Origin of the sequence: Agrobacterium sp. CNPSo 2736, assembly GCF_004005385.1 — a bacterium.
Lineage (GTDB): Bacteria > Pseudomonadota > Alphaproteobacteria > Rhizobiales > Rhizobiaceae > Agrobacterium > Agrobacterium leguminum.
The window spans coordinates 74,640-94,968 of record NZ_RZTX01000007.1 but is presented as its reverse complement, the minus strand read 5'-3'; the positions used below and the strand labels follow the sequence as shown (position 1 = coordinate 94,968).

17 protein-coding genes and 1 tRNA gene are annotated in these 20,329 nt (G+C 60.1%); 7 read left to right on the top strand and 11 right to left on the bottom strand.

The features are described from left to right. Window positions 1-69 precede the first annotated feature (69 nt). On the top strand, window positions 70-1,803 hold the full coding sequence (locus EM858_RS13940; protein WP_065656016.1) for an ABC transporter ATP-binding protein: 1,734 nt from the start codon (window positions 70-72) through the stop codon (window positions 1,801-1,803). 24 nt (window positions 1,804-1,827) lie between these two features. Here EM858_RS13940 and EM858_RS13935 read toward each other — a convergent pair whose 3' ends face one another. Further along, window positions 1,828-2,055 carry a hypothetical protein gene (locus tag EM858_RS13935; protein ID WP_003523379.1) on the bottom strand — a complete coding sequence of 76 codons (228 nt, stop codon included), beginning with the start codon at window positions 2,053-2,055 and terminating at the stop codon, window positions 1,828-1,830. Window positions 2,056-2,428: 373 nt separating this feature from the next. Between EM858_RS13935 and EM858_RS13930 the strand changes: the two genes are divergently transcribed. Further along, entirely contained in the window at window positions 2,429-3,754 is a 1,326-nt protein-coding gene (locus tag EM858_RS13930) for an Nramp family divalent metal transporter (protein WP_080816861.1), read from the top strand. A 6-nt stretch (window positions 3,755-3,760) separates the two neighbouring features. Here the strand turns inward: EM858_RS13930 and EM858_RS13925 are convergent, their stop codons facing one another. The 7 genes from EM858_RS13925 to EM858_RS13890 form a co-directional block, all read right to left on the bottom strand. Continuing rightward, window positions 3,761-4,093 (bottom strand): helix-turn-helix domain-containing protein, encoded by a 333-nt coding sequence (locus EM858_RS13925; protein WP_162936633.1) that lies wholly within the window; start codon window positions 4,091-4,093, stop codon window positions 3,761-3,763. Beyond that, window positions 4,083-4,361, bottom strand: a complete 279-nt coding sequence (locus EM858_RS13920; RefSeq protein ID WP_127756943.1) for a BrnT family toxin — start codon at window positions 4,359-4,361, stop codon at window positions 4,083-4,085. Before EM858_RS13920 ends, EM858_RS13925 begins: the two co-directional genes overlap by 11 nt. Before the next feature lie 115 nt (window positions 4,362-4,476). Then, the gene (locus tag EM858_RS13915; RefSeq protein WP_127756942.1) at window positions 4,477-8,295 is read right to left on the bottom strand and encodes a vitamin B12-dependent ribonucleotide reductase; all 3,819 of its coding nucleotides are present in this window, start codon (window positions 8,293-8,295) and stop codon (window positions 4,477-4,479) included. Further along, window positions 8,285-8,416 carry a hypothetical protein gene (locus EM858_RS27625; RefSeq protein ID WP_272872483.1) on the bottom strand — a complete coding sequence of 44 codons (132 nt, stop codon included), beginning with the start codon at window positions 8,414-8,416 and terminating at the stop codon, window positions 8,285-8,287. The genes EM858_RS13915 and EM858_RS27625 overlap by 11 nt, the downstream gene beginning before the upstream one ends. A 551-nt stretch (window positions 8,417-8,967) precedes the next feature. Further along, on the bottom strand, window positions 8,968-9,465 hold the full coding sequence (gene gpt, locus EM858_RS13900) for a xanthine phosphoribosyltransferase (protein WP_003523375.1): 498 nt from the start codon (window positions 9,463-9,465) through the stop codon (window positions 8,968-8,970). A gap of 300 nt (window positions 9,466-9,765) precedes the next feature. Further along, the gene (locus EM858_RS13895; RefSeq protein ID WP_127756939.1) at window positions 9,766-10,611 is read right to left on the bottom strand and encodes a universal stress protein; all 846 of its coding nucleotides are present in this window, start codon (window positions 10,609-10,611) and stop codon (window positions 9,766-9,768) included. Window positions 10,612-10,833: 222 nt separating this feature from the next. Then, window positions 10,834-11,625, bottom strand: a complete 792-nt coding sequence (locus EM858_RS13890) for a competence/damage-inducible protein A (protein ID WP_127757059.1) — start codon at window positions 11,623-11,625, stop codon at window positions 10,834-10,836. A 277-nt stretch (window positions 11,626-11,902) separates the two neighbouring features. Here EM858_RS13890 and wrbA point away from each other — a divergent pair, with 277 nt between their 5' ends. Then, window positions 11,903-12,502, top strand: a complete 600-nt coding sequence (gene wrbA / locus EM858_RS13885) for an NAD(P)H:quinone oxidoreductase type IV (protein WP_059760465.1) — start codon at window positions 11,903-11,905, stop codon at window positions 12,500-12,502. A 513-nt stretch (window positions 12,503-13,015) separates the two neighbouring features. On the opposite strand, the gene EM858_RS13875 is transcribed toward wrbA, so the two are convergent. Next, window positions 13,016-13,261 carry a DUF982 domain-containing protein gene (locus EM858_RS13875; protein WP_080816871.1) on the bottom strand — a complete coding sequence of 82 codons (246 nt, stop codon included), beginning with the start codon at window positions 13,259-13,261 and terminating at the stop codon, window positions 13,016-13,018. A gap of 94 nt (window positions 13,262-13,355) precedes the next feature. Beyond that, window positions 13,356-13,661 carry a hypothetical protein gene (locus EM858_RS13870; RefSeq protein WP_127756938.1) on the bottom strand — a complete coding sequence of 102 codons (306 nt, stop codon included), beginning with the start codon at window positions 13,659-13,661 and terminating at the stop codon, window positions 13,356-13,358. Window positions 13,662-14,369: 708 nt separating this feature from the next. On the opposite strand from EM858_RS13870, the gene EM858_RS13860 reads away from it, so the two are divergent. After that, window positions 14,370-14,522, top strand: coding sequence for a DUF3309 family protein (locus EM858_RS13860; protein ID WP_003495626.1), 153 nt, complete (start codon window positions 14,370-14,372; stop codon window positions 14,520-14,522). A 106-nt stretch (window positions 14,523-14,628) separates the two neighbouring features. Here EM858_RS13860 and EM858_RS13855 read toward each other — a convergent pair. Continuing rightward, window positions 14,629-14,702 (bottom strand) — tRNA-Cys (locus tag EM858_RS13855). Between the two features lie 304 nt (window positions 14,703-15,006). On the opposite strand from EM858_RS13855, the gene EM858_RS13850 reads away from it, so the two are divergent. The 3 genes from EM858_RS13850 (at window position 15,007) to EM858_RS13840 (ending at window position 20,139) form a co-directional block, all read left to right on the top strand. Then, window positions 15,007-15,678, top strand: coding sequence for a protein-L-isoaspartate O-methyltransferase (locus EM858_RS13850; protein WP_080816876.1), 672 nt, complete (start codon window positions 15,007-15,009; stop codon window positions 15,676-15,678). 390 nt (window positions 15,679-16,068) lie between these two features. Further along, on the top strand, window positions 16,069-17,076 hold the full coding sequence (gene popZ, locus EM858_RS13845; RefSeq protein WP_127756936.1) for a cell division protein PopZ: 1,008 nt from the start codon (window positions 16,069-16,071) through the stop codon (window positions 17,074-17,076). A gap of 219 nt (window positions 17,077-17,295) precedes the next feature. Beyond that, a complete protein-coding gene (locus EM858_RS13840) occupies window positions 17,296-20,139 on the top strand; it encodes a valine--tRNA ligase (protein ID WP_127756935.1) in 2,844 nt (947 codons plus the stop codon). Window positions 20,140-20,329 lie beyond the last annotated feature (190 nt).

Genomic DNA, 20,329 nt, shown 5'->3' with positions numbered 1-20,329 from the left:
GAAATATGACAATTAAACTCCGTTTTTCTTGCGGCGTAAGGTTGCCGCGCCCGATCTCCAGGTCATGCCATGCTCCGCCGTTTCTTCGCCTATTATCGCCCCTATCGCGGTCTGTTCATTCTCGATTTTTCCTGCGCGGTTTTGTCGGGCGTGCTCGAACTCGGTTTTCCGATGGCGGTGAAGGCCTTTGTGGATGTGCTGCTGCCGGGCGGTGAATGGGCCATCATCCTTGCCGCCTCCGTGGGGCTGCTCCTCATCTATGTGCTGAATACCGGGCTGATGGCGACAGTCACCTATTGGGGGCACATGCTCGGCATCAATATCGAGACCGACATGCGGCGTCTGGCTTTCGACCATCTGCAGAAGCTCTCCTTCCGTTATTTCGACAACCAGAAGACCGGTCATCTGGTCGGGCGGCTGACCAAGGATCTGGAAGAGATCGGCGAGGTGGCCCACCACGGCCCCGAGGATCTGTTCATCGCCATCATGACCTTCATCGGCGCGTTCCTTTTGATGCTGTCGGTCAATGTGCCGCTGGCGCTCATCACCGCCGCCGTCGTGCCCGTCACCGCCTGGGTAACCAGCCGTTACGGCGGCCGCATGACGCAGAATTTTCGTGCGCTTTACGGCCGGGTGGGGGATTTCAACGCCCGTATCGAGGAAAATGTCGGCGGCATGCGGGTGGTGCAGGCCTTCGCCAATGAGGATCACGAGCGGGCGCTGTTCGAAAAGGACAATCAGAAATACCGTCGCACGAAGCTCGATGCCTACAAGATCATGGCGGCCAGCACCTCGCTCAGCTATATGAGCATGCGCCTGACGCAGATGATCGTGATGATCTGCGGCGCCTGGTTCGTGCTGACGGGCAGCCTGACGGAAGGCGGCTTCGTCGGCTTCCTGCTGCTGGTGGGCGTATTTTTCCGGCCGGTGGAAAAGATCAATTCGGTCATCGAGACCTATCCGAAGGGCATCGCCGGTTTCCGCCGCTTCACCGAGCTGCTGGACACCGCGCCCGATATCGTCGATGCGCCGGATGCGGTGGAAGCGCCGTTGCTGCGCGGCAATATTGAATATCGCCATGTCGGTTTCGGTTATGCCGAGGGCAAGACGGTTCTTACCAATATCGACCTGAAGATCAGCGCCGGCGAGACGGTGGCCTTTGTCGGTCCTTCGGGGGCGGGCAAGACGACGCTCTGCTCGCTTTTGCCGCGTTTTTACGATGTCACCAGCGGCGCGATCACCATTGACGGCATCGATATCCGCAAGATGAAGCTTGCTTCGCTGCGCAACCAGATCGGCATCGTGCAGCAGGATGTCTTCCTGTTCGGCGGCACGATCCGCGAGAATATCGAATATGGCCGGCTCGGCGCTTCGGATGCGGACATCATGGATGCGGCGCGGCGCGCCCGTCTCGATGGCGTCATCGAGGCCATGCCGCTCGGGCTCGATACCGTCATTGGCGAGCGCGGCGTCAAGCTTTCCGGCGGCCAGAAACAGCGTCTTGCCATTGCCCGCATGTTCCTGAAGAACCCGCCGATCCTCATTCTCGATGAGGCGACCTCGGCGCTCGACACGGAAACCGAACGCGCCATCCAGCAATCGCTGACGGAGCTTGCCAAAGGCCGCACCACGCTCGTCATCGCCCACCGGCTGGCGACGATCCGCGATGCCTCGCGCATCGTGGTGGTGGACCAGACAGGCATTGCCGAAACCGGCGCCCATGCCGAACTGCTGGCCGCCAAGGGCCATTACAGCCGTCTCCACGAGGCGCAGTTCAGCGGGCACCTTGCGGGCCTGAGCTGATAAGCGGCGCGCCTGCGCCGCAACCTATCCGCCGTTTTCCGCTGCCTGTTCCTCTACGATGCCGGGGTTGGGCTCCGGCTTGCCGGGATGGCTGGTGACGAGATACCCCATGGCGACCGCGGCGGCGACGATAAACAGCAGCACGATGCCGCTGATCGTCATCAGCCAGTCGCGTGGTTTCCTGTGCGCCATGATATATTTCGGCCATCGGCTCGGATGGTTCACCAGGCTGAATTTGTGGCCCTGTCGCATGAACTTTCCCGCAATAGGTTGCTTCCTGAAAGATCAACGCAGGCGGGTGCGCGGCCGTTCCGAAATCGGCGGGGCAGGGCGATGACAAGGCCGTGAGGCCTCCGGTATGACAGCCTCTCCGCATTTGCTGCCGCCCTTTCCCCCGACCTCCATCATCCCTGCCTCAGACGGTATCCAGCCGACGCACGGTGGGGAGGAGAGGAGGGCTAGCCACAAGAGCGTTATCGTTTGCCGGTTCGCGCCCGAACCGGACACGCGTCTGCGTCATCGTACCCTGATATCCGGCCGCAAAACGCCCCTTGCCAGTCGGCGCTGCTTATGCGAATGATTTGCAATTGCATCAATTCAATCTCCCATTTTGAAAGCGCAGAAAATGGACAAGCCAGTCTTTGGATGGCGACGAAACGGCGACGATCTCTCGTTGTCCGACGTTCACAGCTCGATCCGGATCAAACCGAATGCCGGCACGTTTCGCCGGGCGATGGCCTTTTTCGGCCCCGGCTATCTCGTTGCGGTCGGTTACATGGATCCCGGAAACTGGGCGACGTCGCTCGCCGGCGGCTCCAGATTCGGCTACACGCTGCTCACCGTCGCGCTGGTCTCGAACATCATGGCGATCGTGCTTCAATCGCTCTGCGCCCGTCTTGCGATCGCCTCCGGCCGCGATCTCGCCCAGGCCTGTCGCGATGCCTATCCGAAACCCGTGGCGATGGTGCTGTGGCTGCTGGCCGAAATCGCCATCATCGCCACCGATATCGCCGAGGTCATCGGCACGGCCATCGGCCTTAACCTCATTTTCGGCATTCCGCTCGAACTCGGCGTCCTCATCACCGCGCTCGATGTATTCCTGATCCTTTATCTGCAGAAGCTCGGCTTCCGCTGGGTGGAGGCGCTGGTCATCACCCTGCTTGGCGTCATCGCCGTGTGCTTTGCCATTCAGGTAGCGCTGGCTGATCCCGACTGGGGGCAGGTGATCCTCGGTTTCGCGCCGACGACGGAGATCGTCACCAATCCGGACATGCTGTATCTGGCGCTCGGCATTCTCGGCGCCACCGTCATGCCGCATAATCTCTATCTGCATTCGGGCATCGTGCAGACCCGCGAAATCGGCGAGACGATTGCCGAAAAACGCGAGGCGCTGAAATTCGCGACGCTCGATTCCACCATCGCGCTGATGTTCGCGCTCACCATCAACGCCTCGATCCTCATTCTGGCGGCGGCGACCTTCAACAAGGCGGGGCAGACGACCGTTGCCGAACTCGGCGAAGCCCATAATCTGCTGGCACCGCTGCTCGGCCTTGCCATCGCGCCGACGCTGTTCGGCGTGGCGCTCCTCTGCTGCGGCATCAACTCCACCGTCACGGCAACGCTTGCCGGCCAGATCGTGATGGAGGGTTTCCTCAAGATGCGGCTCGCCCCCTGGCTGCGCCGCCTCATCACCCGCGCCATCGCCATCGTCCCAGCCGCCGGCGTCACCATCTTCTATGGCGATAGCGGCACGGCGGAACTACTGATCCTGACGCAGGTGGTGCTGAGCCTGCAACTCTCCTTCGCCGTCTTCCCGCTCGTGATGTTCACCGCCGATAGGGCCAAGATGGGCGAGCTGCGCTCACCGCTCTGGCTCTCGGCCTTTGCCTGGCTGATCGCGGTGGTGATTGCGGGGCTGAATGTGAAGCTGCTGGTGGATTTTATGGGGTGAGGCGGGTCATGCCGCGCCCTTACGAAGCGCGGCGGCCGTTCCCTCGGGATCGACGGCGATGACCTTTAGATAGGCGCGGGCCGGTTGATCCGGCTCGCTACGACCCTGTTCCCAATCACGTAAGGTGCCGAGCGGAATATGATAACGCGCGGAAAACTCTTCCTGCGTCAGCTTCAGAGCCCGGCGGATGATCTTGATCCTCGGCATTCTGGGAGCTGCGGCGAGCTGTTCGGCGGAAAGCGGTAGATTATCAGGGTCGGCCAGCGCATTGGCCTGCGCTTCCTCGTCGGTCATGGCGTGAAGACGGACCCAGTCGGTTTGATCGGTTTTACCAGCCATTGTCGTCATATTCCTTGCGCTCTGCGCGTGTCGCCTTTCGTGCGGAGATGATGCGGATCACTTCGCTTCGTTCGGTATAGATCACGGTCAGAACCAATCCGCTGCCCAAACCCACTATACGCCGTCGGACTTCACCGTAATTCGCTGAACGATCCTCAATATCCACGGCAAATGGATCGTCAAAAACGTTGCGGGCGGTTTCAAAACTGACGCCATGTTTGGCGAGATTGGCTGACGCCTTATGCGCATTCCATTCGAAATATAACATTCTGAACTACGGGTTTCCAGTAGTTGCAATAAATAAAATATCAAAACAAATAAGGGCTCTTTCATATCTGAAAGAGCCCTCAAGACTAATCATTTTTTGGTGCCTAAGCTAACGCTTAGCTGCACCCACTCGTCGCACCACAAGTATCGCACTTCTCGCAGGTGCCATTCCGCACCATCGTGAAGTTCTGGCATTCCGAGCACATGTTGCCCGTATAGCCCTGAGCGATCGAGCGCATGCGGCGTTCGTTTTCCACCTTCTTGGCTTCCGCCTTGGCCGATGCGGCATCTGCGGCGGCCTTGTCGGAGAAGAGGGCGGTGGCGGTCTGCTGGGATTCCTGAACCACCTCGTCGATCACTTCTTCGGCGATCTCTTCGGCCAGTTCCTTGGCGCGCTCTTCATAGTCCCGCTTGAAGGAGACGATTTCGGAGGTTGCGATGGCGACCGTCGGTTCCAGCTTGCGGGCGGCTGAGCCGGCAAAGGAGGTGACGTTGGCGGAGCCACGGGCAGGGGTGGCCGTTGCCGAGCCCTTCGGCTCGGAAGACGAACGTTCGCCGCCATTGCTGGAAACCAGCGTCGGCTTGTAACCGCGGGTCCAGCCGGTGGAAACGAGGTTGGTCTTGCCTTCCTGGATGCCCTTGCCGAGTGCCGTGTTGGAGAAGTCCGACGTATCGACATGGGCCAGATCGTGGCGGCCGAGATAGGAGACGGCGAGTTCGCGGAACACGTAGTCGAGGATCGACGTGGCGTTCTTGATCGCGTCGTTGCCCTGCACCATGCCGGCCGGTTCGAACTTGGTGAAGGTGAAGGCCTCCACATATTCTTCCAGCGGCACGCCATATTGCAGGCCAAGCGAAATGGCGATGGCGAAGTTGTTCATCATCGCACGGAAGGCGGCACCTTCCTTGTGCATGTCGATGAAGATTTCGCCGATGCGGCCGTCACCGAATTCGCCGGTGCGCAGATAGACCTTGTGACCGCCCACAGTTGCCTTCTGGGTGTAACCCTGACGGCGGTTCGGCAGTTTTTCACGCTCGCGCGAGACGCGTTCGATGACGCGTTCAACGATCTTTTCGGTGATCGTCACGGCCTGCTGGGCGAGCGGCTGCTGGATCAGTTCCTCGACGAAATCTTCGTCGTCCTCATCTTCCACCAGCGAAGCGTTGAGCGGCTGGGAAAGCTTGGAACCATCGCGGTAAAGGGCGTTTGCCTTCAGCGCCAGCTTCCAGGAGAGCATGTAGGCCGCGCCGCAATCTTCCACCGTCGCATCGTTCGGCATGTTGATCGTCTTGGAGATCGCACCCGAGATGAAGGGCTGTGCCGCCGCCATCATGCGGATATGCGATTCAACCGAGAGATAACGCTTGCCGATCTTGCCGCAGGGGTTGGCGCAATCGAAGACGGGCAGGTGTTCGGCCTTCAGGAACGGTGCGCCTTCCAGCGTCATCGCGCCGCAGACGTGCACGTTCGCTGCTTCGATGTCCTTCTTGCCGAAGCCGAGATGCTCGAGCAGGTTGAAGCTCATGTCGGAGAGCTGCTCGTCGGAAACCTTCAGCGTGCCCTTCAGGAAGTCGGCACCCAGCGTCCACTGGTTGAAGACGAACTTGATGTCGAAGGCGCTTTTCAGCGCGGCGTTGACGGCTTCGATCTTCTCATCGGTGAAGCCCTTGGCCTTCAGCGTCGAGGGGTTGATGGCCGGCGCCTGGTTGAGATTGCCATGGCCGACGGCATAGGCTTCGATTTCGGCGATCTGGCTTTCGGAATACCCAAGCGAACGCAGCGCATCCGGAACGGCGCGGTTGATGATCTTGAAGTAACCGCCGCCGGCGAGCTTCTTGAACTTCACCAGCGCGAAGTCGGGTTCGATACCGGTCGTGTCGCAATCCATCACGAGGCCGATCGTGCCGGTCGGCGCGATAACCGTCGTCTGGGCGTTGCGGTAGCCATGCTGTTCGCCGAGCGTCAGCGCCTTGTCCCAGGCGGCGACGGCATGGGCGATCAGGTCCTGATCCGGGCAATCGCCATGGATGAGCGCGACCGGGTTGACCGACAGGCCTTCATAACCTTCCGACTGGCCGTGAGCGGCGCGGCGGTGGTTGCGGATGACGCGCAGCATGTTGTCGCGGTTCGGCGCAAAGCCCGGGAAGGGGCCAAGCTCGCCGGCCATTTCGGCCGAGGTGGCGTAGGACACGCCGGTCATGATGGCGGTGAGCGCACCGGCAATGGCGCGGCCTTCGGCGCTGTCATAGGGAATGCCCGAGGACATCAGGAGACCGCCGATATTGGCGTAACCGAGGCCGAGCGTGCGGTATTCGTAGGAAAGTTCGGCAATCTGGCGCGACGGGAACTGCGCCATCATGACGGACACTTCGAGCACGACGGTCCAGAGGCGAACGGCATGTTCGTAATCGGCGATATCGATGCGCTTCGTCGCCTGATCCTTGAACTGCAGAAGGTTCAGCGAGGCGAGGTTGCAGGCCGTGTCGTCAAGGAACATATATTCCGAGCACGGATTGGAGGCGCGGATGGGGCCGGCGGCCGGCGAGGTGTGCCAGTCGTTCATGGTGGTGTTGAAGTGCAGGCCCGGATCGGCGGACGCCCAGGCGGCATGGGAAATCTTTTCCCAGAGGTCGCGGGCCTTCAGCGTCTTCATGACCTTGCCGTCCTTGCGGGCGGTGAGGTTCCAGTCGCCGTCATTTTCGACAGCGCGCAGGAAGTCATCCTTCAGCGAGACGGAGTTGTTGGAGTTCTGGCCGGATACCGTGAGGTAGGCTTCCGAATCCCAATCCGTGTCATAGGTCTTGAACTGGATGTCCTTGTAACCCTGCTCGGCGAACTGGATGACGCGCTTGACGTAGTTTTCCGGCACCATGTCCTTCTTGGCAGCGCGGATTTCGCGCTTCAGGGCAGGGTTCTTGGCCGGGTCGAAGCAGTCACCATTGTCAGCTTCGCAGTTGACGCAGGCCTTCATGATGGCCTTGAGGTGCTTGGCAACGATCTTGGAGCCGGTCACGAGGGCGGCAACCTTCTGCTCCTCGTTCACCTTCCAGTCGATATAGGCTTCGATGTCGGGGTGATCGGCATCAACGACGACCATCTTCGCTGCGCGACGGGTCGTGCCGCCGGACTTGATGGCGCCGGCTGCGCGGTCGCCGATCTTGAGAAAGCTCATCAGGCCGGAGGATTTGCCGCCGCCGGAAAGCTTTTCGCCTTCGCCGCGCAGATAAGAGAAGTTGGAGCCGGTGCCGGAGCCGTATTTGAACAGGCGGGCTTCACGCACCCACAGGTCCATGATGCCGCCTTCATTGACCAGATCGTCCTCAACGGACTGGATGAAGCAGGCATGCGGCTGCGGATGTTCGTAAGCGGATTTGGACTTGGTCAGCTTGCCGGTGAAGGGGTCGACATAGAAGTGGCCCTGGCCCGGACCATCAATGCCATAGGCCCAGTGCAGGCCGGTGTTGAACCATTGCGGGGAATTCGGCGCGACGCGCTGGGTGGCGAGCATGTAGGCAAGCTCGTCGCGGAAAGCCAGCGCATCTTCTTCGGACGAGAAATATTTGCCCTTCCAGCCCCAATAGGCCCAGGTGCCGGCCAGACGGTCGAAAACCTGACGCGCATCGGTCTCGGAGCCGAAACGCTCGGCTTCCGGCACATCCTTCAGCGCCTTTTCATCGGGCACCGAGCGCCACAGGAAGGAAGGAACGTCGTTTTCCTCAACCTTCTTCAGGAACTTCGGCACGCCGGCCTTGCGGAAATATTTCTGGGCCAGAACGTCGGTGGCGACCTGGCTGAACTGCGCGGGAACGTCGATATCCGCCAGACGGAACACGATCGATCCATCCGGGTTCTTGATTTCACTGACGGCCTTGCGGAAGTCGATCTCCGCATAAGGCGATTGGCCGGGCTTCGTGAAGCGGCGTTCAATGCGCATGGTTTCTGTCCTCGTCCATTGGGCGCCCGGTGAAGGGCGCAAAAATCCGGTCCAGCCGTGCGATGCCTTCGCGCAGCCGGTTGTTGCCGATCTGAAAGGGATGTTTATCCTTGGATGTCATCCCTGTATCTCGTGGCTTATTCGGCTGCAAGCATGTCATGGAATACTAAATATAGTATCAACAGCTTCCTGCCGCCAGTCCCCGCGTCATGTTTTGGCGGTTCCGAAAGGCGCGCAAAAGCCTGCGGCGAACCGCCCCCTCATGGCCGGGACGCCGCTTTGGACATGCGCGCTGAAGATGGGAGGAACCGGCCTCGTTACTTTCCGGTCCGTTGCCGCCGCAACATAATTGTCACTTTCCTCTCGCGGCACAGATTCGTCAAGCCATAGATTGAAACCCATTTTTAACCACAAGATATTGTGTGGAGTGCCTGTGGAAAACGGGGATAGGAAAAGCTCTTAGAAAAATCAGTGACTTGGCGGGAAAGTTTGAAGCTTGCGCGAGGCTGGTTTCCGCAAGGGAAAGGCAAAACCCCGCATTTTCGGGGTGAGGCATAAAGGCGACACTGCGGTTTTTCCGTGTTTTTTAGCTGTCGCCATAAAGCCGTTTCCAGATAAAAAAACCGCCCGGGTGGGGCGGTTTCAAAGCGTGATTTTTCTCTTCGGGGCTGGTCAGCCGCGCGATCCCTTGGCAATCGGCTCCTGATAGGTGAAGCCCATGTCCCAGGGGAAATAAATCCAGGTGTCCTGGCTGACTTCGGTGACGAAGGTGTCGATGGTCGGCACGCCCTTCGGCTTGGCGTAAACACAGGCGAAATGCGCCTTGGGCAGCATTTCGCGCACTTCGAGCGCCGTCTTGCCGGTATCGGTCAGGTCGTCCAGCACCAGCACGCCTTCGCCGCCATCAGCCGAAAGTTCCGGGGCGACACCCTTCAGCAGAACCGTTTCGCCCTGGTTGACGTAATCATGGCGGGTGGCGATGCAGACCGTGTCGATCAGGCGGATATTCAGCTCGCGGGAAATGATCGCCGCCGGCACGAGGCCGCCGCGGGTAATACAGACGATCGCGCGGAACTCCCGCTCAAGGCCGGCAAGACGCCAGGCAAGCGCACGGGCATCGCGGTGGAACTGGTCCCAGGAGACGGGAAAGGCTTTATCGGGAAGGGACATGTCGTCTACCATCTGGTCAAAATTGTCGATGGCTTTGGCTAATAGCCGCAAGACCGGCAAAAAGGCAAGCTTTCCGCTTAAAGGACAGAGCTGGAGATTGCCGTTTGTTTCTTCTCCCCGCCGGGGAGAAGGTGGCCCGAAGGGTCGGATGAGGGGGCAACGCTGCCGTAACTCACTGCCCTTGCCCCCTCATCCCGCTGCCGCGGACTTCTCCCCGGCGGGGAGAAGAAACAAGGGGCAGACGCTCGTTTTAACCGAGATGGCGGGGCTTGCGGCACGCTGTTTATGCCGCATCCATTTTTAACGCGACAGCAGCGTCAGCGCCGTCATGGAATCGAGCAGGGTGCGGGTGACACCGCCGAACAGCAGTTCCCACCAGCGGGAATGGCCGTAAGCGCCCATGACAAGAAGGTCGATGCTGTTATCGGATAGCCGGTTTTCGATGGCCGCCTGCGGCGAGACGCCGGCGATCTTTTCCTGCGAGGTCACGGTGACGTTGACGCCGTGGCGGGCGAGCGTGGCGGCCAGTTCCGCACCGGCGAGCCCGGAAGACTGCGTTTCGCTCTCGGCCTGATCGACGGAGAAGATCTCGACGCTATCGGCTGCCTTGAGGAAGGGCAGGGCGTCAAAGGTGGCGCGGGTCGCCTCGCGCGAGCCGTTCCAGGCGATCAGGACGCGCTTGATCGGTTTCGCAACGGTCAGCACATGCGGCACGAGGAGAACGGGGCGGCCGCTTTCATAAAGGAAGCCGTCAATGTCCGAACGGCTGTCGGAAAGTGCGGAGGAGCTGCTCTGGCGGGCGACGATGAGATCGGCGCAACGGGCGCTGTCGATTGCAGATGCGGAGGCGTAACCCACCGATGTGACGAAGCTGCGCCATTCATGCGAGATGCCGTTGGCGGACAGCGTACGCTCGAAGATAGTGCCGACGTCGGTGGTTTCCTTATGCGCCACGTCCTGCAGCGCCTGCACGGTGGCGGGGTCGGGAATTTCCATCGGCGCGACGAGGGGAACGGCGGCCAGCGTTTCCATATGCAGGCCGATCACATGCGAGGAAAACTGATCGGCAAGGCTTACCACGAATTCGCCAAGCTTCTGCGTGTTCGAAACATTGTCGACCACTGCCAATATCGTCTTGTAACCCATTTCTCTCTCCTCGGTGACATGTCGTTTTCAGATCGTTCTGGCTTTTCTTCGAATCGTCAGAACGATGGAAGTCTCTGTTTTACGCATTGTCCGGACGGAAAAGCTGTTCCGCTTTTCCTGGAAATGCTCAGGGGGGAGAGTGGCCGCCTTTAAAGACCGCCACCTTGATTTTGGTCAAAACTTCCCGGTTTCAAGCCTTTTCTGTCTCAAGCCTTTTCTGCCTTAGGCGGTTGCATCGCCCTTGCTGGCTGCCTGTCTTTTTTCATGGCCGATGGTCTCGATCATGGCGGCAACCGCGTCTGCTGCCGCCTTCAGGACGCCGGCGTCGCGGGCGCGCACGACGATCTCCGTCGAAAAGCGCTGTCCGTCATATTTGGGATAGGAGCCGATGCTGGTTTCGGGATGGGCTTTCTGGATGGCCGTCAGCGGCGTGCCGATATCGCCTTCGCCATAGGGCGAGCGCACCGCCTGCGACATGACCTTCGCGCCGGTGCGCAGCGTCGGCATGACATTGTCCAGCATGGCCTGAAACACCTGCGGCACGCCGGCCATGACGTAAACATTGCCGATGACGAAGCCGGGGGCGACGGAAACGGGATTGGCGATGTGGGCGGCCCCCCTAGGCATGCGCGCCATGCGCTTGCGCGCCTCGGTGAACTCCATCTCGCGGACGCGATACATGTCACCCAGCAGGCGTAGCGCCTCGGCATCGTGCTCGCAGGGCAGGCCGAACGCCGCAGAGACCGCATCCGCGGTGATGTCGTCATGGGTCGGGCCGATGCCGCCTGACGTGAAGACATAGTCATAGCGGCCGCGCAGCGCGTTCAGCGCCTCCACGATCGCTTCCTCCTCGTCGGCGACGATGCGCACTTCCTTCAGGTCGATGCCGGACATGGTGAGGACATCCGCGAGGTGGCCGATATTCTTGTCCTTGGTGCGGCCCGAAAGCAGTTCGTCGCCAATGGCAAGCATGGCGGCGGTCACGACGGATTGGGCGGAGGAGGGACTGGACATGGTTGCACTCGTCATCTGTTTCACCCGACGTTAGCCCCGCTCCCGGGGAATGCAAAGCGGTTTTGAAAAAATGTCTTTTTGTAAATAGTTGACGTTTCGGTTTTCCGTTCACTCATGGTGAACAGTGCGTATGCCAATCCCCGGCTGGCGGGATAAGGGCCTCTCGGCTAGGTTTTCTTCACATACATTTGACGGGTCAACGCCGATGATCATTGAATTTTTGAAGAAGCTTATCGCCGGTACGCCGGAAACAGTTACAACAAAGGAAACGAAGAGAATGACGAAAGTTCTTGTACTCTATTATTCTTCTTACGGTCATATCGAAACGATGGCTTACGCTGTCGCCGAAGGCGCAAAATCGACGGGCGCCGATGTCGTCGTGAAGCGCGTTCCGGAGCTGGTGCCGGAAGAAGTCGCCAAGTCCTCGCATTTCAAGCTCGATCAGGCAGCGCCGATCGCAACGGTGGACGAGCTTGCCGAATATGACGCCATCATCGTCGGCGCCGGCACGCGTTTCGGCACGGTCGCCTCGCAGATGCGCAATTTCTGGGATCAGACCGGCGGCCTGTGGTTCGGCGGCAAGCTGGTGGGCAAGGTCGGTTCGGCCTTCACCTCTTCCGCCACCCAGCATGGCGGCCAGGAATCGACCATCCTCGGCTTCATCCCCACCTTCCTGCACCATGGCATGGCGGTCGTCGGTCTGCCCTACGCTTTCCAGGGCCAGATGGGCGTCGATGAAATCAAGGGCGGCTCGCCCTATGGCGCCTCCACCATCACCGATGGCGACGGCTCGCGTCAGCCTTCCGCAATTGAACTGGAAGCCGCCCGTTTCCAGGGCGCGCATGTGGCGAAACTCGCCGCCAAGCTTTCCGCCTGATTGGGTGATGCGTTGAAAAGAAATGCGGCCCACAAGGCCGCATTTTTTACTCCCGGAACGTCAGGTCGCCGGTGCTGTCGGAGAAGAATTTTTGCCGTGGGTCAGATCGGTAGGTTGACCATGAAAAGGCAGCTTGCGACCACGAAGCCGAGCATCGAGATTTCGAGAAAACCGTTCAATCCGTCACGCATTCCAATCCTCCTCCTGTTGGACGAAAAGAGAACGGCCAGAGTTTATCGCGGTTCCATAACGAAAGAATGAAATTCAGGAAATTCTAATGTCCAGTCGCGCCGCCTTCCGGCGGAGAGGATTTTGGCGCTTCAGCCGGTGACGACGAAGGCCACCACGAGGTGGCCGAGAAGGCCGATCGCCAGGCAGGAGAGGAGAAAAATGAACAGGGCTTTTTTCATGTTTCCGGAAGCTTCCATCTGTTGCGATCCATCCAACGTCTTATTCTGAAAAGCTGACGCCGCAGGCGGCATTTTTAGTCGACGGCCGGCAGTCGCTCCGCCGTCAGGCCTTGATATCGAGGCCCGCTTCGATTGCGGCTGCGATGAAGGCCCTGCGCGCGTCCTCGGGCTTTTTCCTGCCGGCATCGACGGCGGCGCATATCAGCAGCGCCTTGTCCAGCGCATCCCCGTCTTCGATCGGCCAATCCTCGATCAGCGCCCAGGAGGCCGCCTGCGTGGTGTCGATGCTTGTATAGTCGCCCGGCGTTTCGAACGCGATGAGGACGGGTTTTTGCCAGCGCGTATTCATCGCCTATCCATAGTGGTTGTTGCGCCCGGCTCTAAACCAAGCGGCCGGGATGCGCAATCCCGTTCCCGGCCCGGTTCTCGCGGTTAAGGTGCGGTCAGTCGTCGCGCCCGAACAGCCAGTCGCGAATGATGCGGCGGTCGATGAGTTCCAGCGAGCGGTCCGGCGCGATGCGATAGGTTTCCACCGCCCGCGTGCTGCCGTCGATGCGGAATTCATGGGTGAAGGTACTGCCGATCGGCGATTTCGTCAGTTTGGTGCGCGGCTGGCCCCTGTAGATGATGCTGCCGGGGATGGGTTCGACATAGGGCGCGGGGCCAACATAGCCGGCCGGTCCGGCCGTGGTGCATCCGGCAAGCGCCAGTGTAAGCGCGATAGCGGCCGATGATACGAGCGTTTTCATCCTGTCCTCCGAAGTGCGTCCGTGAAAACGATGTCGAGGCGCGGCAGTTCCCGGCGGGCAGGGGGCCGGAGACGATTTCCCCGACTATTTGCTCTTCGGATTCTGAATGTCGCGCGCGACCCAGCGAAAGAAAAAGTAGACGAGGAGGCCGAAGATGAAAAGCGGGATGAGGTTCGCAAAACCGGACATATGATTCTCGTTTCTCCCTCCCGGTCCGGGGTCTAGCCGGAGTGAAACCGGCAAGGCAAGGCAAACCCGGAACACAGCCGGTAAAATATCCGTGTGCCTGCAAAAGAGAATTCGAGGAGCGTGGGGAGGGGCGGGAGAGATCTGGCGCACTGCCAGTGATGCCAGATCTCTCCGTCTCCCGCCAGTTTCAGGGTACGGGGGACTGGCGCTAATATGACGGACAACTGCCGATAGACATAGGCCGAGAAATTACCTCGAATAAATCGCTGCTTTGGTGAGGGCCCATGAATGCCGGTCCACTGCAGCCCTTCAGGGCTTTTTGTCGCGATATAATTAGCCAGAGAATTACTTCCCGAGACGGAGCAGGCAAGGCCGCATCCCCGAATTTCCGGTGTAACCCGTTGAAACGGAAGAGGATGCCTTTCCACCATTATGCTGCCGGCTATACAGGAAAGGGAACTTTTTGCCCGTTTCATCATTCAAACAGGCAGGACACATGCCAATAGTGGAGGGTTACACATGCTCGGCACCATCCTCGTCATCCTGCTCATTCTTTTCCTGATCGGCGCACTGCCAAGCTGGGGTTACCATAATTATGGTTATGGCCCGTCAGGCGGTCTCGGACTGGTTCTGGTCATCGTCCTGATCCTGGTTCTGCTTGGGCGGATCTGATCACACGAAAAGGGGCAGCGTCGCTCGCTTGATGAGAGGCGAGTTGAACTCAAGCGTCTGTGTGGCGCTGCTCAGTTCATACCGAAATTGGGTGTGATGTAAGATATGGAGGCCTCGCCCGGAATTGAACCGGGGTACAAGGATTTGCAGTCCTCTGCGTCACCACTCCGCCACGAGGCCTCAACCGCTCGTCGTCTTGAGCGATGGCGGGCATTTAGAACGAATCCATTTAGGGTGCAAGGCCCTAATTTCGAATGCGCTTGTTTTTTAGTTTCTGCGCACGAAGAGAGATCGTTACGATAAAAAGTCTCCTTCATGGGTGTGATATCCTGTCGCTTTTTCCCACACATCCGGCTTAGCGCGCTTGAAAGCGTGCGCTTGGGCAATTATGAGATTATCCAAAGGCGAGGGTGAGACCCTGCCGTTTTGAGCTTTTGGAGCCGAGGCTTCCCGACCGGCATCCGTGAAATTGAGGCGATACGATATGATGGATTTCGAAACCGCACGCGCCAATATGGTCGACAGCCAGTTGCGCACGACCGACGTGACGTCGCATTCCGTGCTGAAGGCGTTTTTGAGCGTGCCGCGCGAGGCATTCGTGCCGGCGGGTGTGCGGCAGATTGCCTATGTGGACGAGGACCTGCAGATCTGTCCCGCCCGCGATGGCCGTCCGGCCCGTTATGTCATGAAGACCTCGCCGCTGGCGAAGCTGCTGCAGCTTTCGGCCGTGTCGAAGGAGGACGTGGTGCTGGAAGTCGGCGGCGGCGCAGGTTATGCGGCTGCCATCCTTTCGCAGCTTGCCGGTTCGGTGGTTTCGCTTGAAAGCGATGAGGCGCTGGCCGCACAGGCGACCGAGACGCTCGCCTCGCTCGGATATGACAATGTCGCGGTCGTGACCGGCGACCTCGAAAAGGGCTATGCGGGCGAAGCGCCCTATGACCTCGTTTTCATCAACGGCGCGGTGGAGGAAGTGCCGGCGGCACTGACCGACCAGCTGCGCGACGGCGGCCGTCTGGTTGTCGTCGTCGGATATGGCGGCGCCGCGAAGGCCACCGTCTATCGCCGCGATGGCAACAGCACATCGGCCGCCACTTTCTTCAATGCTTCGGTCAAGCCGCTGCCGGGTTTTGCCAAGGCGGCCGAATTCGTTTTCTGATCGGCAAACGATCCTCTTCTTTTTTGACGCCGGGGTGGAGTTTCCGCCCCGGCGTTTTTATGTTCGGTTTGCCGGCGGAGTGCGTCCTTTCGGGCCGTTCTCACAAAGCTGTGCATCATCACGAAACTTGTCGAATCAGTGATTTAGTTCCTCGCTATGCTGACCTAAACTAAGGGTGATTCGGGGTGTGCGTATTTCTGCCCCGCATGATCCTGCGACAGGGACGGCGAAATGCTCAGGCGCTTGGCCGGCCATGTTTCAGAGCATCGGTGTGACGATCGATTTCGGTTGTCGAAAACGCGATGTGAAAATTGAACAGGTCAAGGAGCGCTCATCCGGTGTCCGAGGGATGCGGCAAGGGCGCTCGAAGAGTGGAAACCGGGGATTGATATGGCTCAGCCAAGCGTAGCGCGTGAACCGTCCATGGAAGAGATTCTGGCGTCTATCCGCCGGATCATCGAAAGCAACGAGACCGGACCTGCCGGTGCGTTTTCCGGGCAGTTGCCGCCGGTCTATGACGATGAAGACGAGGCTGCGAGCGAAGCGGCCTTCGTGGCGGAGCCGATCAGCCCGCCGGCGCGCGTTCCCCCCGCCGCAAACCAGGCTTTTGGCGCACGGCCTGCACCGGATTTTTCGCCGGTTTCTGAGGGGTCGGTGGCCGAACGGCAGGAAAGCTTCGCCGAGAAGACCATGTCTCTTGCCGATGTTGCCGCCCGTGTGCGCGCCGCCGCAGACCGTAACGCCGCCATGGGGCCGCAGGCTTTCGCCGCGCAGGCCCAGCGCAGCGCGGCCGAGACCGCGCCGCAGGCTGCTGCGCCGACTGTATCGCAGCCTTCGTCCGCGCCGTCTTCCGAACGCGCCGCACCGCAGCGCCCGACAGATGTTCGGCCGCTGATGGCGGCTGCGGCCGCCGCGAGCGTGAGCGAGCAGCCGGCATCCAGCGTGAGCGAGCAGCCGGTATCTTTTGCCGCTGAGGATCGCGCCGCCGCTGCCGCCATCGAAAGCGCGCCTTCGGCCGAAAACCGCTTCGATCAGCTTTCGCTGCGCGGCGCCCTCGAAACGCCGCTGACGGCGGAGCGTTTCGACATAGCGGTGCTGGAACCTGCCGTTGAGAAACCGGCATTCGATCTGGCCGAGCCACAGGCAAAAGAGGTGGCGGATGGTGAGGGCGGTCTGTCGCTCAATCTTCTTTCCGCCGCTGCCGGTGCGCAGATCGCCCGTTCGTTCAGCGAGCTTGCAGAGGTTTTCGACGGCGTCGAGCGGCGCTCGATCGAGGATATGGCCGCAGAAATGCTGCGCCCGATGCTGCAGGACTGGCTGGAAGACAATCTGCCGACGCTCGTGGAGCGTCTGGTGCGCGAGGAAATCGAGCGCGTGGCGCGCGGTTCGCGCCGCTAAGGTCCGCTCCGGCCGCATGTGCGATTGCTGCGGATGCGACGAAACAGGGGCCGCTCCGGCATCGGGGCGGCTTTTTTGTTGAAGATGAAGGTGTTATGGGGGCATAGTCACCCACGGGTCCGCTCAATGGTTGGCTCGCGGGCGGGTTTCTGTTGACTCTCTCCCGTCCATCCTTATTTAAAAAAATCCACACAAGAACTCTAAAATTCAGGTCAGGAAATGCTCGAAAAGACCTACGATTCCGCATCCGTCGAACCGAAGATCGCCAAAGCCTGGGACGAGGCTAACGCTTTTCGTGCCGGTGCCAACGCCAAGCCGGGCGCGGAAACCTTCACCATCGTCATCCCGCCGCCGAATGTGACCGGCTCCCTGCATATGGGCCACGCGCTCAATAACACGCTGCAGGATATTCTGGTCCGCTTCGAGCGCATGCGCGGCAAGGACGTGCTGTGGCAGCCGGGCATGGACCATGCCGGCATCGCCACGCAGATGGTCGTCGAGCGCAAGCTGATGGAGCAGCAGCTTCCGGGCCGCCGCGAGATGGGCCGCGAGGCTTTCGTGGAGAAAGTCTGGGAATGGAAGGCCGAATCCGGCGGCCTGATCTTCAACCAGCTGAAACGTCTCGGCGCTTCCTGCGACTGGTCGCGTGAGCGCTTCACCATGGATGAGGGGCTTTCCGAGGCCGTTCTCGAGGTCTTCGTCACCCTTTACAAGCAGAACCTGATTTACAAGGACAAGCGCCTCGTCAACTGGGACCCGAAGCTGCAGACTGCGATTTCCGACATGGAAGTCGAACAGATCGAGGTGAAGGGCAACCTTTGGCACTTCCGTTATCCGCTGGAAAAGGGTGTCACCTATCAATATCCGGTCGCTTTCGACGAGGAGGGCAAGCCCACCGAGTTCGAAACGCGCGACTATATCGTCGTCGCCACGACGCGGCCCGAAACCATGCTCGGCGATACCGGCGTTGCGGTGAACCCGAAGGATGAACGCTACAAGGGCATCATCGGCAAGCATGTCATCCTGCCGATCGTCGGCCGCAAGATCCCGATCGTCGCCGATGACTATGCCGACCCGACGGCCGGCACGGGCGCGGTTAAGATCACGCCTGCGCATGACTTCAACGATTTCGAAGTCGGCAAGCGCTGCGGCCTGCGCGCCATCAACATCATGAATATCGACGGCACGATCTCCATCAAGGAGAACGAGGATTTCCTCGACGGTCTCAGCCATCCCGCGGCGCTGCATGGCGCATGGGATCGTCTGGAAGGACAGGATCGCTTCTTCGCCCGCAAGGTCATCGTCGAAATCTTCGAGGAAGCCGGCCTGCTCGACAAGATCGAGCCGCACAAGCATGTGGTGCCGCATGGCGACCGTGGCGGCGTGCCGATCGAACCGCGCCTGACCGACCAGTGGTGGGTGGACAACAAGACGCTGGCCCAGCCGGCGATTGCCTCGGTTCGCGAAGGCCGCACCAATTTCGTGCCGAAGAACTGGGAAAACACCTACTTCCAGTGGATGGAAAACATCCAGCCCTGGTGCATTTCGCGGCAATTGTGGTGGGGTCACCAGATCCCCGCATGGTATGGCCCGGACGGACAGGTCTTCGTTGAGAAGACTGAAGAAGAGGCGCTTCAGGCAGCCATCCAGCATTATATTGCCCATGAAGGTCCGTGGAAGGCCTGGGTCGAGGAGAAGCTTGAGAACTTCAAGCCGGGCGAAATCCTGACCCGCGACGAAGACGTGCTCGACACCTGGTTCTCGTCGGCGCTCTGGCCGTTCTCGACGCTTGGCTGGCCCGAGCAGACACCGGAACTGGCGCGCTATTATCCGACCAACGTGCTGGTGACCGGTTTCGACATCATCCCCTTCTGGGTGGTGCGGATGATGCAGATGGGCCTGCATTTCATGAAGGACGATGCCGGCAACCCGGTCGAGCCTTTCAGCACGGTCTATATCCACGCGCTGGTTCGCGACAAGAACGGCCAGAAGATGTCGAAGTCCAAGGGCAACGTCATCGATCCGCTGGAACTGATCGACGAATATGGTGCGGATGCGCTGCGTTTCACGCTCGCCATCATGGCGGCGCAGGGCCGTGACGTGAAGCTCGACCCGGCGCGTATTGCCGGTTATCGCAACTTCGGCACCAAGCTCTGGAACGCGACCCGTTTTGCCGAGATGAACGGCGTGAAGCGCGATCCGCATTTCCTCGCCGAAACCGCGTCGCTGACCATCAACCGCTGGATCCTGACCGAGCTTGCCAATACGGCGCGCGACGTGACGGCGGCGCTTGAGAACTTCCGTTTCAACGACGCCTCCGGCATTCTCTACCGTTTCGTCTGGAACCAGTTCTGCGACTGGTATCTGGAATTGCTGAAGCCCGTCTTCAGCGGCGAAGACGAAAAGGCCAAGAAGGAATCGCAGGCCTGCGCGGCCTATGTTCTGGACGAGATCTACAAGCTCCTGCATCCATTCATGCCCTTCATGACGGAAGAGCTGTGGGCGCATACGGCGGGCGAGGGCGAGGAGCGGGATAATCTGCTTTGCCTGACCGACTGGCCGGTGCCGGAATTCCGCGACGATGCCGCGGCGGCCGAAATCAACTGGCTGATCGATCTCGTTTCCGGCATTCGCTCCGCGCGCGCCGAGATGAACGTGCCGCCCGGCGCCACCGCCTCGCTGGTGGTTGTCGGCGCCAATACCTCCACCGAAGCACGGCTCGACCGCCACGCCGCCGCCATCCGGCGCCTGTCGCGGGCGGATGAAATCCGCGCCGCCGATGTCGCACCGAAGGGCTCCGCGCAGATCATCGTCGGTGAGGCCACGGTCTGCCTGCCGCTCGGCAAGCTCATCGATCTGGCCGCCGAGGAAGCCCGTCTCGAAAAGGCGATCGGCAAGGTGGATGCGGAAATGGAACGCATCGACAAGAAGCTGTCGAACGAAAAATTCGTGGCCAATGCCGATCCGGAAGTGGTCGCCGCCGAGCGCGAGCGGAAGGCGGAGCTGGAAGTGCAGCTTGCAAGCCTGAGAACGGCGCTCACACGGGTCAGCGAAGCAGGGTAATAGCTGCCTCCGGCTTTTTTATGAAAACAAAACGCCCCGTTCGAAACGGGGCGTTTTTGTTTCTGTGTAATAATTCGTCTCGATTGATTGCTGCACTGCGATGGCGAATCATGAACGCCCGAAAGAGCGATTATTTCACGCCATGCCCGGCCAAAAATCTCGCAAACAGCCGAAAAATCCAACAAAAACG

Excerpts from the sequence above, each read along its gene's own strand:
- EM858_RS13935 (WP_003523379.1), bottom strand. The coding sequence starts at position 2,055 with ATGCGACAGGGCCACAAATTCAGCCTGGTGAACCATCCGAGCCGATGG.
- EM858_RS13860 (WP_003495626.1), top strand. The coding sequence starts at position 14,370 with ATGCTCGGCACCATCCTCGTCATCCTGCTCATTCTTTTCCTGATCGGC.
- EM858_RS27625 (WP_272872483.1), bottom strand. The coding sequence starts at position 8,416 with ATGACATCCAAGGATAAACATCCCTTTCAGATCGGCAACAACCGGCTG.
- EM858_RS13920 (WP_127756943.1), bottom strand. The coding sequence starts at position 4,361 with ATGTTATATTTCGAATGGAATGCGCATAAGGCGTCAGCCAATCTCGCC.
- EM858_RS13890 (WP_127757059.1), bottom strand. The coding sequence starts at position 11,625 with ATGTCCAGTCCCTCCTCCGCCCAATCCGTCGTGACCGCCGCCATGCTT.
- EM858_RS13940 (WP_065656016.1), top strand. The coding sequence starts at position 70 with ATGCTCCGCCGTTTCTTCGCCTATTATCGCCCCTATCGCGGTCTGTTC.
- EM858_RS13915 (WP_127756942.1), bottom strand. The coding sequence starts at position 8,295 with ATGCGCATTGAACGCCGCTTCACGAAGCCCGGCCAATCGCCTTATGCG.
- EM858_RS13870 (WP_127756938.1), bottom strand. The coding sequence starts at position 13,661 with ATGAAAACGCTCGTATCATCGGCCGCTATCGCGCTTACACTGGCGCTT.
- EM858_RS13875 (WP_080816871.1), bottom strand. The coding sequence starts at position 13,261 with ATGAATACGCGCTGGCAAAAACCCGTCCTCATCGCGTTCGAAACGCCG.
- gpt (WP_003523375.1), bottom strand. The coding sequence starts at position 9,465 with ATGTCCCTTCCCGATAAAGCCTTTCCCGTCTCCTGGGACCAGTTCCAC.
- wrbA (WP_059760465.1), top strand. The coding sequence starts at position 11,903 with ATGACGAAAGTTCTTGTACTCTATTATTCTTCTTACGGTCATATCGAA.
- EM858_RS13925 (WP_162936633.1), bottom strand. The coding sequence starts at position 4,093 with ATGGCTGGTAAAACCGATCAAACCGACTGGGTCCGTCTTCACGCCATG.
- EM858_RS13850 (WP_080816876.1), top strand. The coding sequence starts at position 15,007 with ATGATGGATTTCGAAACCGCACGCGCCAATATGGTCGACAGCCAGTTG.
- EM858_RS13840 (WP_127756935.1), top strand. The coding sequence starts at position 17,296 with ATGCTCGAAAAGACCTACGATTCCGCATCCGTCGAACCGAAGATCGCC.
- popZ (WP_127756936.1), top strand. The coding sequence starts at position 16,069 with ATGGCTCAGCCAAGCGTAGCGCGTGAACCGTCCATGGAAGAGATTCTG.
- EM858_RS13930 (WP_080816861.1), top strand. The coding sequence starts at position 2,429 with ATGGACAAGCCAGTCTTTGGATGGCGACGAAACGGCGACGATCTCTCG.
- EM858_RS13895 (WP_127756939.1), bottom strand. The coding sequence starts at position 10,611 with ATGGGTTACAAGACGATATTGGCAGTGGTCGACAATGTTTCGAACACG.